Genomic DNA, 12,314 nt, shown 5'->3' with positions numbered 1-12,314 from the left:
TGGGCTGGCGGCCCCAGGTTAGTCGGGGCCGCCACCGGTCAAGCCGGTATCAGTTCTGGATACCCATCTGCTTGGCCAGATCTTCCCGCTTGGGCAAGCCGCCAACGCCAACCCATTCGCCTTTAGCACTCTTGAAGATCAGCGACGGCGTGCCATTAAACTCCAGGCGGGCCATCATTTCCTCGTGCTGACGCAGCGCCTGGGTCAGCTCGTCCGGTATCGTCTTGAGCGGCTGAATCGAGCCTTCTTCCTTATCGACATTGAAGTGCATTTCATCGTCGGCGATCGCCTTGGCGCCGTCCTTCGCAGCCATCATCGCCGCCGCTTTACCCGGGCTGGATTCCTTGAGGAAGCCCACCATCACCCAGTGGATCTGCACCTTACCCGCCTTGACCCAATCCCGGGTCTGCTGCCAGAACTTGTGACAGTAGATGCAGTTAGGATCGGCGAACGCATAGATTTCGGGTGCGCCGCTCTTGCCCTCGGTGATCAGGTGCGGGTCCTGCTTCAACTGGGTAACCGCATCTGCAAAATCCGGTTTGGGCATATTGGCCTCGGCATACTTCTTCGCCAGGTTTTCGCCGTCGGCGTTATAGATCGAGCCGGCCATAACCACATTCTTGTAGCTGTACAGCACCGCCGAACGGCCGTTTCGCCCCTTGACGACGAAACCGGTAATACCGGGAATGTCGGTGTCAAAACGCTTGAGAATCGTCAGTCCCCATTTCTGGCTGAGGGATTGCAGGGTCGGCGGTAAATCCTGCTTGGCGTTCGCCGCATCCGCTGCGAAGCCTACAGAGGCGCCGCAGGTCAGTACGATGGCAAGCAGGCACTTCAAAAAGGATTGCTTCATGGAATCTCTCGTTTTCGTTGTCGATGATTCAGTTAAAGATTGGCGCTAGTGACAGATAGCTGGGATAGCGCGACAGCGCTTGGAACGCATGCGTCAGCTTATTCGATGCGTCTGTTACGACCAACCGTGGTGAGATTAAAACTCGTTAATCGAAAACCTGTCGCAGCCGCCCTGGCGGCTCAGCTGCCGGTGCCGGACTTCGCCTGATCGATGGCCTTGGGCAACCAGGTAAGTAAATTGCGAACCTGGCGATCCACCGCCTGCGACAGGCCGGTGACGGCGCCGTCGACCGTTGCTGCAGCCGGATCATGATCGGCAAACACCCGGCGGGCCACGACAGCACCGTCCTCGAGCCGCGTCACCCGTGCCACCAGGCGCAGATCGACATGCGCCAGTTGGGGGCCGGCAATCACCTGTTCACAATCGGTCACGTCGACCGTCAGGCCATAGCGTACCGAAGGTGTCTGGTAAAACCCCAGGCCGGCACGCTGCAACCTTGACGCGATCAGCTGTCGGGGCGACGCCGCCCAGCGATTGTCCGCATAGCTGCGCAGGCGTGTGGGGTCCTTCGCCAGCATACGGTAATGAATGGCGGTGGTGTCGATCCAACCGGGCGCGCTGACGCCGACCAGTCGAACCGATGTCGGCAAGGCCGCCTGGAACTCCGGTGCCGGACCGAAGTCATGACGGGCCACCGTCGGCGACGGCGCTGGCAGGACACTGCAACCCGTCAGCAGGATCAGGCCGCACAGCGTCAGGGGACGCCACAAGTTGCTTCTGCACCTCACGTTCATGGTGACTCCTGGTAACCGGGTTCGCCGGGGCCAGGCGCCGGCCGGGTCGGACCGCTCAACAACTGCTGCGGATTATCCTTAAGACTGGTTGCCAGCTGATTCAGGGCCTTTGCCGTCTGCTGCAGCTCTTGCAGGGTGTCATCGATGCCGGGCAGGGTCTGTGTGACCACATGCTTGCCCGCCACCTGGCCGGTCTCGATCAGCGTATCGGCATGACCGACCAGTCGGCCGGTATCCCGTGCCGCCTTCCGGAGTTGGGCCGAAGCATCGTTCAAACCCTCTATCAGGCGATCAGCCTTCGTCAGCGTTTCCTGGGCACGTTGTGTAAGACCCGGAATACCCTGGGCCCCCTGGCGCAGCTCGCGGGTCAGCGCCACCCATTCTCCGGTCGCGGTATCCGCCTGGGCAATGATATGACGGATATGCGCCTGTCCCTTCGGATCGAGGATGTGATTCAGTCCTCCGACGATCTGATCCAGTTGATCCACCAGCTTCGAGCCTCGATCGCTGATTTCGTCGAACAGCGAAGGATGCATCGGTATCCGCGCCGGGGAAGCCTCAGAGGTCTGCAGGACCTGATGCCCCTGAGCGCCGCCGTTTTCCAGTTCCAGCTGCGACAGCCCGGTCACGCCCTGCAGTTTCAGCGTGCCGAAAGCCGACTGCATGATTGGCACGTTGGCATTGATGTCGACGGTGATCAGGATCTGGCCGGGATCCTTGGGATCGAAATGTATATTGCGGACCTTACCCACACTGATGCCCCGGTAGTAGACCGTCGACTGCGGCATCAACCCGTATACCGACCCCTGAGTCACGACGATGTAGGGTTTGGTAGGTGCGCGGGAACCGCCCAGCCAGTAAAACGCCCCCAACACGCCGGCACCCAACAGTAGGATGAACAGGCCGGTCATCAGGGCATAGGAACGGTTGTTCATGCGGGATCTCCTTGTGCATGCGCAAAGACGCGCTCTGCCCGCTTCCCATGAAAGAATTCGTGGACAAACGGATGGTCACAGGCCCGCACCTCTTCAGGAGAGCCGTCGACGATCAGTGTACGGTCGGCCAGGACCGCGACCCGGGTACACAGGTCCCGCATGATATCCAGGTCATGGGTAATCATGACGACCGTGAACCCCAACTCCTGATGCAGTTCCGACACCAGTTGAACAAAGCTCTGACTGGCAATTGGATCCAATCCCGAAGTGGGCTCGTCCAGGAACAGCAGTTCCGGCTCCAGCGCCAGCGCCCGCGCCAATGCCGCCCGCTTGACCATGCCTCCCGACAGCTCCGCCGGCAGGCGGTGCGCCGCCTCGGCATTCAGCCCCACCATACCCAGTTTCATGCAAACCAGTTGGCGAATCAGCGCCTCGTCAACAAAGCGCGATTCCCGCAACGGGAAGGCAATGTTGTCAAAAACGTTGAGCGCGGTGAACAGTGCGCCGCCCTGGAACAGAATACCGCAGCGCTGGAGCAACGCCGCCAGCCGGGCGGGGCCGATGCGGTCCAGGCGCTCACCGAACAGCTCGACATAACCGTCGCTCGGTGCCTGCAAGCCGATCATCTCACGCATCAGCGTCGTTTTACCGCTGCCGGAACCGCCGACCAAACCAACGATATCGCCACGGTGAATGGTCATATCGATACCTTCGTGCACCACCTGTTTCCCGAAACGGGTACCGACACCATGCAGGGCAATCAGGCTTTCTCCGCTCACGATACACCGATCCCACGAACAGCGACGGCAAAGATGGCATCCACCAGGATGACCAGGGTAATGGCACTGACCACGGCGTTGGTCGTCTCCACACCCAGGCTTTCCGTATTGGGCTTGATCCGCAGCCCAAAATGGCAGGCGACCAGTGCAATGACCATCCCGAACACGGCCGCCTTCGACAGGCCTATCCAGAGGTTTGCGATCGGCACCACATGGGGGAGGCGGTCGACGAAACGGACGATGGAAATCCCCAGCGCCGCCTTTGCCGAGAGCATGCCACCGATCAACGCCAGGATATCGGTCCAGAGGACCAGTAACGGCAGCACCACTGTCAGCGCCAGCAGCTTGGGCAGAATCAGCCGGATACTCTGGGAAACACCCATGGCGGTGAGGGCATCCAGTTCCTGGGTCAATCGCATGACCCCCAACTGCGCGGCCATGGCCGAGCCCGAGCGTCCGGCGACCAGGATCGCCGCCAGCAGGGGGCCCAGTTCCCGGATGATAGAGATGCCCAGGATATTGACGATAAAGGCCTGGGCGCCAAAAGTCCGCAACTGCACCGACGACAGATAGCTGAGGACGATCCCGATCAGGAAGCCGACCAACGCCGTGATGCCCAAAGCCCGTACACCGGACTGATAGACGGTGGCGGAAATATCAAGGAAGGGAATACGCCAGGGCTGGCGGAGCAGCGTGATCAGATCGAGAAACACCTGCCCGATCAGGGTAATGAATCCGGTGACATGATCGTAGACCGCCAAGCCCCAATGGGTCAGACGTTCGCCAATCGGCTTTGGGGGTTCGGCCTCAGCCGCTTCAGCAGGCACCTGGCGTTCGCTCCACCGCCGAAACAGGGCCAGATGCTCCGGCCGTACCTGAAGATACTGTGGTCGTTGCCCATGGGACGCCTGCCAGAAGACAAAGGCCCCAACACTGTCCAGTGCCGAGATACCTTCCAGATCCCAATGAATAGTCGGGTCACGGGCGTAATCTTCCAGCTCGCGGGATAGACGTTGGGCATCGTGCGACAGACGTCTGAGCGTCCAGTCACCGCTGAGAATCAGGGTGACGGTGCCATCTTCACCTTCCCGGCGAGTGACCGTTGGCGGCTCACCTTGTTGATCCAGAAGCTCGACCATGCGCAGACTCGGAAACAGGGCATTTCGCCATCCACCGATGGCGGGCGTATTCGATCAATCAGCAGGGAAGTTCTCAATGTGGCAGCGCTTATTCTTTCGCTCCGCCAGGATCGTTTTAGCATGTCTGCACAGACGGCTCAATCGCAGCACTGACTACGACGGCCATTGGAGCTGGATACAGGTCCTGTCGAGGAGAGGGTCAGCCGATACCCTGGAGTCCGTTGTCATCCAATTCCCACTGAATCGCCATCAGCAGTCGATCACGCTGCTGCAAACAGAGAATCGGCAACTTGCCCTGCAGGTAGGTGTTGCGGGTGGTCAGCCAGAACGCGATTTCCCAGTCGCTCATGCCGCCCTCGCGCAGCGATGCCAGCACGTCGCGAAACGCCGACAGCAGGGTAAAGGATCCTTGCGTCGCGAACTGAAAGTGCGGGTAGAACACCTTCCCCTGATAGGTCAGAGCCAGCGGGCGCAGGTCGCTGTCCACGGGTCCGGCATCCGTCTGGGCGAAGGCCGGATAGGTGGAGAGAAAAAGCCCCATGGCCTGACGTAGCGTTGCGGAGGAAAATTGGGATGACGGGTTCATCGTAGCGACCACTAAAAAGAATGTTCTGTTATCAACTTAGTGGCTTTTTCTGGAACCGGTATACGCAGTATCCGCAGCATGCAGAGGGAGGCCCCCAAGACGGGCTGTTTATCGGCCCTGCCGCCTCATTAACCTTTGTTCAGGTAACGGTCGACAAGCGTCAATGTGCATTCCAGCCGAGCCAGGTCGGCTGAGGCGTCCTGTTCGACAAAGGCATTGATGGCCTCGCCATGAAACTGACTGACGATGCAGTCGACGAGAACCGGAAAGTCAGGATGATCCGCATATTCCGATGGAAAAAGGCGCTGGGCAATGTCGAGCGTTCGGCGCCGGTTTTCCTGCCAGATCGGCTGCATGGCCTCACGCAATGCCGCATCGGTTCGCGCCGCCATGATCAGCTCGAACCAGGCCTCGTTGTCTCTGGCACGGCAGTTATCACGCAATAGGCTGAGCGCCAGACGGAAGGGGTCCTGTTGTTCGCGCAGGGCCTGAAAGCGCTGGGCAAACTGGTCGATCAGTGCGTTATTGACCTCGTCCGCCACGGCGATGATCAGCGCCAACCGGCTGCTGAAATGCCGGAACAGCCCTCCATGAGAAAGACCCGCCCGGCTGCAGATCTGCTGGATACTGGTGTTGGCATATCCCACCTCGATCAGCGATTCACAGGTCGCATCGAGCAGTTTGCGGATCGAGCTCTCACGGCGCTCTCTCTGCGTACGGCGCGGCGCTTCGCTGGTCATCGTCATCCGGCGGCTCTTTCAGACGGCGCAGCGTCAGCCTGCCGGGCTACCGGGGGATGAAGAATCAGATCGATCAGAGCCTCCGGCGCCTCCGCCGGCACCCAGTGGCCGCAATGTTCGAGCAGCACCTTACTGCGGGCATGCAGAAGGTCCGCATTGAAGGTGGGAATGTAAGGATCGTCCCGCCCCCAGATCAAGTCGATGGGCACCTGCCGAGCCAGGCGTTGCAACCGGGCCTGCCACATCAGAAAGCGACGGGGGGCCGCAGAGCGATACAATCTCAATACCGTTCGCCGGCTCAGGTTGCTGGTCACCCGCCCATCGTACATCGCGCAAATCTGCTGATGGCTCAGGCGCCGGCTGCCCCGCCGGACTTCCCAGGCAAACAGCTGCCGGTTCATCAGCTGCATCGACAATTCCCCCAGCAAAGGCGTTTGCCATATCCGCGCCCAAGGGTGCCAGCGATAAAGATGGGAAAAGGGGAAGGAACCGCCCACGATCCGCGCCACCCGTTCCGGGTAGACACAGGCGAACGCCATACCGAAGATGCCTCCCCAGTCATGCAGGATCAGCGTGACCGGCTCCTGCAGTCCCAGCTCGTCGAGCAGGTGGGCCACAAAATCGGCATACCCCGACAGGTCGAAGCGGAAACCCGGCGGCACCTGGGACCGGAAAAACCCCGGCAGGTCCGGCGCATAGCAGGTGTAGCGGTGCTGAATACCCGCCATCACCGGCGTCCAGAGTTCCGCTGAATCCGGCACACCGTGCAACAGCAGCGCCGGCTCACCCTGCCCCTGCTGTTCCACATAAATCCTGGCATTGTCGACGGTCACCCACATCCTCAGGCCCTCACTCGGCACGCAGGAACTGACCGAAACGCCGCTCCTGTCCCAGGTCTTCAGCGTAGGCGTTTTCCGTGAACGCCAGATTGCCGTTGATGTACACACGATCCACCAGGCCATCGTTACGGTTGACCATCCGGGGGATATTGCCGAATTCTGCGATGGGCGCCTCGTGATAGGCATCAAGGGGCTGATCCAGGTGGGCAGGATCGAGAATCACCAGATCCGCCCGCTTACCCTCGGCCAGATAGCCGGCATCGATACCGAACCAGTCGGCCAACTCGCCGGTCACCCGCCAGACGGCCTTTTCCATGGACATCACCGGCTCGCCACGTTGATGGCTGCGCTGCACCAGCTGTAACAGGCGCAGCGGGAAATTATAGAAAGCCATGTTACGGATATGGGCGCCGGAATCGGCGAAGCTGATCACCGCCGCCTCTTCGTCGACGATACGTTCGACCACCCGATCACGGTTGTTGGCGATCACCGTATGCCAGCGCAGCTCCGTTCCGAATTGCACCACCAGATCCAGGAACAGATCGACAGGGTGCAGGCCCCGCTCATCGGCGATCTCACCGAAACTGCGGTTGACCAGGGACGCGTCGGGGCAACCGACGATGCGGGCGGCATGAAAATCCCGCTGCCAGACCCGCGGCCCCCAGGTGTTCTCATAGTCCTTGCGGAACCAGCGGCGGTAATCCTCGTCCTCCATCAGCGCATTGCGCTCAACCGCATCCTTGAGATGCAAGGCCGCCTGGCCGGCGCCAAATTCCTCGAAAATCACCAAATCGATGCCGTCGGCATAGACTTCGAAACGATTGGGCAGTGCCTGCCAACGGAAATCGGCCCGCAGAAAACGATTGATCCAGCGGGTCATCGGCGCCACCAGCTTCACCAGCAACGGATTGGCCTCCAGATCCATCAGCGAAATCAACGTCGTCTTCAGCGGCCGCCGCCCCAGCCCCATGCTCTCCCAGAGGAACAGGAACATGTTCACCTTGGTGACGATGTTCGGCGCCCCCTGATGAATGCGCTGACGCCGACGCAGAATCCGGTTGAGGCGACGAAACTCGCGCCAGCGCGCATAGGTGGAAGGTAGCGAGGCACTGCGAAAGCGGTCGCCGTCGAGCTTGTCCCAGGGCGTGGTCATGGTGGACAGGCCCAGCAGACCGGCATCCAGCGCCTCTTCCAGAATCCGCTCCATGCGCCGCAATTCGTCTTCGGTGGGCTGCACTGAGCCATCTACCGCACGCTCGAGCCCCATGACTTCGGCGCGCAATTCCGAATGGCCAAGAAAACTGGTGACATTGGGCCCCAGCGGGTGCCGATCGAAGAAATCCACATAGCCCTTCACCGAGCGCCAGGTTTTGCGCTCACGCAGCAAAGGCAGCACATGTTCGCGGGGGACCGACTCCACCCGGGTGAACAGATCGGCACAGTCGTCCGGGCTGGCCAACGCCATGCTGATCGAGCAACTGCCGATAGTGACCGTGGTCACGCCGTGGCGCACCGATTCCTTCAGTCCCGGCGCGGCAATCACTTCGGCGTCATAATGGGTGTGAGTGTCGAGGAAACCAGGCGTAACCCACTTCCCGGTGGCATCCACCGTTTCCCGGGCGCTGCCCTCGGGGAAAGGATCGTCGGCGATGGCCGCAATACGGCCGTTCAACAGGGCTAAGTGGCGTACGCGGGCCGGAGCCTGACTGCCGTCGAACAGCAGCCCGTGGTTGATCACGGTGTCAAACATGGAGCGGGACCTCATTATTGTTGTTATGAGCGAAAGGCTGTTCTGGCCGATCAGGGTCGCCTGATCGAACGCGTTGCGGCAACCGACTGGTCATTTTGCAACCACCTTAATGCAACTTAGCGAGCGATCGCAATCTTTTTTGCAGTCTCCCCGCCGACCCGACACTTGCCGCCAAATGACTTCAATGAAATAGTGTCAAAATACCCCGTCGCATGACGCATGAGGGAGATGGCTCAGCACCGGGATATACAGGTTTCGGACAAGGAGGCGGTACGGTGACGGAAGTCGGTGAAGGCGTGGGGATCGACCTGGGGCTCGATGAGGACCCCAAGTGTGTCATCTGCGGCAAGAAGCACAAAAAGGCCAAGCAGGAGCAGATCCAACCGGTGGCGCCGTCAAATCCCGGCTGGAAGCGCAAGAGTATGGCCGGCGTGTTCGAGCGGACATCTGCCAAGGAGGCGATCTACCCGGACAACAGTTTCCCGCCATCCTACGAATATCAGGGACATCACTGCCTGGCGCTGTCTTCTCTGGTCCTGAACGCCAACAGCTCCCCCAAGGACCGCTACCCGGTCCTTAACCATTTCCTGGACAAGGTCGGCTTCGCGCCCAACCAACCGCAAAACTGTATCGGTCTGCCCGCGAAGAAGAGCCGGGGTTATTTCGACCCCTTCCTCGATGCACTGGACGCTGACGCCCCGCTACAGATGCACGGGCCGGCCCATCACGAAAACTATTTCCGCTACTGCGACTACCTGCTGGCGTTGTTGCGCCAGACCATGACGGATGTGGAGTTTTGCGAGCAGACGGACCCGTCCGAATGGGAGAACAAGCTGAAGGAGCTGATTGGCCAGTGCGTCAATTTCGCTTTCCGCGAACTGGCTGCCTACCGGGCGCCCTGGCAGCTACACCCGGTGGAACAGGCCATGGCAGAACGCATCTACGCGATGCCGAAGGAGGAATCACTGACCGTCGATGGCGCGGGGAAAGGCAAGAGCATGCAGCAGAAAACCTATCAGGGCAGAGGCCAGGGCGACAAGACCATCACCTTTCCCGTCGTCAGCCTCGACACAGGACCCCTGTAAAATCCGTCGCTTGCCCCTTTAACATTTGTTCGTCGGGGTGGCCACCGTGTATCTTAGATACTATTGCTTATAGATCAGGGAAGAACCTATGTTTCAGGTGCTTGAGGATGACATCGGTATCCACATGATCGGCAGCGTGGTGGAAGAAGACATTCCCCTGCGCGTGAAGTATGCCAACGGCCAGTTGATCCCCGCCGACGAGCAGCCTCGCGGACTCAAGGTCGTACTGGAAGAGGGCCCAGATTCGCTGCCGGACCTGTTTGTGCTGGGAGGCAACCCGATTGCCAGCGAACGGCTTGTCGACGCACTGAAACACGCCGGGGTTCATAATATCGAGTATTTTCCGGCCCCGATCGAACGGCCGGACGAGACGGTCACGGGTTATGGCATCCTGAACATCGTGGGCCTGGTGGACTGTATCGACCGCCGGAAGTCGCAATACACGAGCTTTGCCGGCCAGATGTTCCGCATGCAACACCTGGAACTGGACGAGTCGGCCATCGGCGACCTGCTGCTGTTTCGGCCTGCGGGCTATACACTGCTGATGTTGATCCACGAAAGCGTTGCCGGGGCACTGGCCGGACTTTCCGGCGTCCTATTGCCGCCAGCAACGGGCTGGAGCGACAGCCACCGGTTCTGACGCCTCTTGTCTGCAAACGCAGGGGGACGCGGAACAGAATGACAACAACGGCTTGATGCCGAAAGCACACGAACAACGGGAATTGTCCACAATGTGGATTCGAGTCACCGTCACTGAAGCCCCTGCCGGCACCGGTATGGCAGGGCAGTCGATTTCGGTCGATGCCGCAGGCGCGACACTGGGCCGCTCGCCGGCCAACAGCCTGGTACTGCCAGACCCGGATCGTTATGTCTCTTCCACACATGCCCGCATCGAATTCGACGGGCAGCGCTTCCTGCTGTATGACGACAGCACCAACGGCACCTTTATCAATGGCAGCCCCCAGGCACTGGGCGCCATAGCTCCCCATATACTGGTCCCCGGCGACCAGATCCGCTGTGGCGATTACCTGCTCACCGTCGCTAGCGATACCGCACTGCAGCCCGCCGCAGCGCCGCAGAAAAGCGTGCAACCGTCCCAGTCGCCATCCTCGGCGCCAGCCTTTGGCCCCGAACCCAGTAGCGGCGACATTGACTATGACGAGCTGGACCGCTGGCTGGAACCCGGCTCCCAGCAACCCGCAAAGCCGCAGGAACCCATCGCACCTTTGCCGGGATTCCAGGCGGAACCTTCTCTGCTCGACGCCCAGGATCCGTCCAATGATCCGCTCGCAGCACTCGACGGTCGCGGCCTGGGAAGGAACGACATCGACAGCCCGAACTTCGCCGATCCGTTTTTCGAGCAGGCCAAGCCCCTTCAGAGCTCCCAGGACCATGGCGAAGGCCACACCGGCTCGCAGTCATTGCAGATGCCCAATGCCATACCCGACGACTGGGACCGCTCCATCGTCAGTCGTCCCCAGCGCCCGCCGGAACCTCCGGCGGCCCCGGCACGGCCACCGGAGCCACCGGTAGCGCCCCCGCAGCAGGCCGCTACGATGGCGGAAGACCCGCTGGACAGGACACTCGCAGGCAATGAGCCTGCGGCCGCTCCGTCAGCGCCAACCCCTGAGCCACAGGCAGCTCCCCTCCAACCCAGGGAGCCCGTGGCGGCCGACGCACCGCCGGCCATAAGCCCGCAAGAAGCCCGGACGCTGGCCAAGGCACTGGGGCTTGGCGATCTGCCGCCGGCCCAGCAGGAACAGTTGATCCCGCTGGTGGCGGGCATGATGCGCGAAACGGTCGATGGCCTGATGCGCGCCCTCAGGGCCCGGCAGACCATCAAGAACGAGTTCCGCATCAACATGACGATGGTGGAACCCCAGGAGAACAATCCACTCAAGTTCTCGATCTCGGCGGAAGATGCCCTGGAAAACCTGTTCGTCAAATCCAACCGTGCCTATCTGCCCCCCATCGAAGCGACGCGCGAAGCCTTTGCCGATATCGCCGACCACCAGCTGGCGCTGTTTTCCGCCCTGCGGACAGCCTACGATCACCTGATGCAGACGTTCGACCCGGAACGCCTGGAAGCCCGCTTCGACAAGCAGCGAGGCAAGTCCCTGCTGAAAGGTTCGGGCCGCCACTGGGACAGCTACAAGAGCTTCTATCAGGATCTTGGCGAGGATCGGGACAGGGCCTTCCGGCATCTGTTTGCAGAAGAATTCGCGGAGTCCTACGAACGCATTTTCGGCCAGATGAAAGCAAAACGACGGCAGTCCTGAGCCGACCAGAACAATCAACCCTATGGATGGAGTGAAGACAGTTGTGACTCTATTTCGAACCTTTCCGCTAGCCCGATCCCTTGCCCTGATACTGGCCCTGGGCAGCACCCTGCTGGCCGGCTGCTCTTCAGTGCGCTCGGAACTCGGCCTCGCCACCAAGGCGGAGCTGAACATTCAGGTGGCCGATAACGTCAATCCGGACGATCAGGGGCACGCGTCCCCCATTGTGCTGGACGTCCTGGTCCTGAAGAACCGGCGCCAGTTCGAGCAGGAGGACTTCCTGTCGCTCTACCGCGATGCTGCCGGCCAACTGGGCGATGACCTGATCAACAAGGTGCAGCTGAAGGAGTTCATCCCCGGCGAGAAGCGCACCGAAACCCTGAAGCTGGATGACAAGGCCCGCTACATCGGCATCCTGGCCGAGTACAGCCGCTACGACAAGGCAGTGACCAAACTGCTTCTGCCTATCGAACCGCATTCCACCAACGATTTCGACATCGAGGTCGGTCATCTCGGACTGCATTCCAAAGAATAA

Annotated in this window: 13 protein-coding genes; 4 read left to right on the top strand and 9 right to left on the bottom strand. The window is 60.7% G+C overall.

Features of this window, described 5'->3' with window-relative positions; translation table 11 throughout:
* Positions 1 to 49 precede the first annotated feature (49 nt).
* The 9 genes from dsbG to CLR77_RS06020 form a co-directional block, all read right to left on the bottom strand.
* Complete coding sequence (dsbG, locus tag CLR77_RS06060; protein ID WP_097459745.1) at positions 50 to 853, bottom strand: thiol:disulfide interchange protein DsbG; 804 nt, start codon at positions 851 to 853, stop codon at positions 50 to 52.
* 179 nt (positions 854 to 1,032) lie between these two features.
* Positions 1,033 to 1,641, bottom strand: coding sequence for an ABC-type transport auxiliary lipoprotein family protein (locus tag CLR77_RS06055; RefSeq protein WP_158227130.1), 609 nt, complete (start codon positions 1,639 to 1,641; stop codon positions 1,033 to 1,035).
* 2 nt (positions 1,642 to 1,643) lie between these two features.
* A complete protein-coding gene (locus CLR77_RS06050; RefSeq protein ID WP_097459743.1) occupies positions 1,644 to 2,582 on the bottom strand; it encodes an MlaD family protein in 939 nt (312 codons plus the stop codon).
* The gene (locus tag CLR77_RS06045; RefSeq protein ID WP_097459742.1) at positions 2,579 to 3,361 is read right to left on the bottom strand and encodes an ABC transporter ATP-binding protein; all 783 of its coding nucleotides are present in this window, start codon (positions 3,359 to 3,361) and stop codon (positions 2,579 to 2,581) included. Before CLR77_RS06045 ends, CLR77_RS06050 begins: the two co-directional genes overlap by 4 nt.
* On the bottom strand, positions 3,358 to 4,500 hold the full coding sequence (locus CLR77_RS06040) for an MlaE family ABC transporter permease (RefSeq protein WP_097459741.1): 1,143 nt from the start codon (positions 4,498 to 4,500) through the stop codon (positions 3,358 to 3,360). Before CLR77_RS06040 ends, CLR77_RS06045 begins: the two co-directional genes overlap by 4 nt.
* Positions 4,501 to 4,699: 199 nt before the next feature.
* A complete protein-coding gene (locus tag CLR77_RS06035; RefSeq protein ID WP_143269368.1) occupies positions 4,700 to 5,086 on the bottom strand; it encodes a hypothetical protein in 387 nt (128 codons plus the stop codon).
* A gap of 128 nt (positions 5,087 to 5,214) precedes the next feature.
* Complete coding sequence (locus CLR77_RS06030; protein WP_097459739.1) at positions 5,215 to 5,832, bottom strand: TetR/AcrR family transcriptional regulator; 618 nt, start codon at positions 5,830 to 5,832, stop codon at positions 5,215 to 5,217.
* The gene (locus CLR77_RS06025) at positions 5,829 to 6,665 is read right to left on the bottom strand and encodes an alpha/beta fold hydrolase (protein WP_158227129.1); all 837 of its coding nucleotides are present in this window, start codon (positions 6,663 to 6,665) and stop codon (positions 5,829 to 5,831) included. The genes CLR77_RS06030 and CLR77_RS06025 overlap by 4 nt, the downstream gene beginning before the upstream one ends.
* Positions 6,666 to 6,675: 10 nt before the next feature.
* Positions 6,676 to 8,415: an N-acyl-D-amino-acid deacylase family protein gene (locus tag CLR77_RS06020; protein ID WP_227519829.1), complete on the bottom strand. Its 1,740-nt coding sequence runs from the start codon at positions 8,413 to 8,415 to the stop codon at positions 6,676 to 6,678.
* A gap of 275 nt (positions 8,416 to 8,690) precedes the next feature.
* Here CLR77_RS06020 and CLR77_RS06015 point away from each other — a divergent pair, with 275 nt between their 5' ends.
* The 4 genes from CLR77_RS06015 to tssJ all read left to right on the top strand — a co-directional run bounded on the left by CLR77_RS06015 (position 8,691) and on the right by tssJ (position 12,314).
* On the top strand, positions 8,691 to 9,500 hold the full coding sequence (locus tag CLR77_RS06015; protein ID WP_158227128.1) for an AHH domain-containing protein: 810 nt from the start codon (positions 8,691 to 8,693) through the stop codon (positions 9,498 to 9,500).
* Positions 9,501 to 9,588: 88 nt separating this feature from the next.
* Positions 9,589 to 10,140, top strand: coding sequence for a hypothetical protein (locus tag CLR77_RS06010; RefSeq protein ID WP_097459735.1), 552 nt, complete (start codon positions 9,589 to 9,591; stop codon positions 10,138 to 10,140).
* Positions 10,141 to 10,231: 91 nt separating this feature from the next.
* On the top strand, positions 10,232 to 11,779 hold the full coding sequence (tagH, locus tag CLR77_RS06005) for a type VI secretion system-associated FHA domain protein TagH (RefSeq protein ID WP_158227127.1): 1,548 nt from the start codon (positions 10,232 to 10,234) through the stop codon (positions 11,777 to 11,779).
* Between the two features lie 43 nt (positions 11,780 to 11,822).
* Positions 11,823 to 12,314: a type VI secretion system lipoprotein TssJ gene (tssJ, locus tag CLR77_RS06000; RefSeq protein WP_158227126.1), complete on the top strand. Its 492-nt coding sequence runs from the start codon at positions 11,823 to 11,825 to the stop codon at positions 12,312 to 12,314.

The organism is Mangrovitalea sediminis (genome assembly GCF_002514725.1).
GTDB lineage: Bacteria > Pseudomonadota > Gammaproteobacteria > Pseudomonadales > Oleiphilaceae > Mangrovitalea > Mangrovitalea sediminis.
This window is presented reverse-complemented; position numbering and strand designations above follow the sequence as displayed.

Excerpts from the sequence above, each read along its gene's own strand:
- dsbG (WP_097459745.1), bottom strand. The coding sequence starts at position 853 with ATGAAGCAATCCTTTTTGAAGTGCCTGCTTGCCATCGTACTGACCTGC.
- CLR77_RS06050 (WP_097459743.1), bottom strand. The coding sequence starts at position 2,582 with ATGAACAACCGTTCCTATGCCCTGATGACCGGCCTGTTCATCCTACTG.
- CLR77_RS06040 (WP_097459741.1), bottom strand. The coding sequence starts at position 4,500 with ATGGTCGAGCTTCTGGATCAACAAGGTGAGCCGCCAACGGTCACTCGC.
- CLR77_RS06035 (WP_143269368.1), bottom strand. The coding sequence starts at position 5,086 with ATGAACCCGTCATCCCAATTTTCCTCCGCAACGCTACGTCAGGCCATG.
- CLR77_RS06030 (WP_097459739.1), bottom strand. The coding sequence starts at position 5,832 with ATGACGATGACCAGCGAAGCGCCGCGCCGTACGCAGAGAGAGCGCCGT.
- CLR77_RS06025 (WP_158227129.1), bottom strand. The coding sequence starts at position 6,665 with ATGTGGGTGACCGTCGACAATGCCAGGATTTATGTGGAACAGCAGGGG.
- CLR77_RS06020 (WP_227519829.1), bottom strand. The coding sequence starts at position 8,415 with ATGTTTGACACCGTGATCAACCACGGGCTGCTGTTCGACGGCAGTCAG.
- CLR77_RS06010 (WP_097459735.1), top strand. The coding sequence starts at position 9,589 with ATGTTTCAGGTGCTTGAGGATGACATCGGTATCCACATGATCGGCAGC.
- tagH (WP_158227127.1), top strand. The coding sequence starts at position 10,232 with ATGTGGATTCGAGTCACCGTCACTGAAGCCCCTGCCGGCACCGGTATG.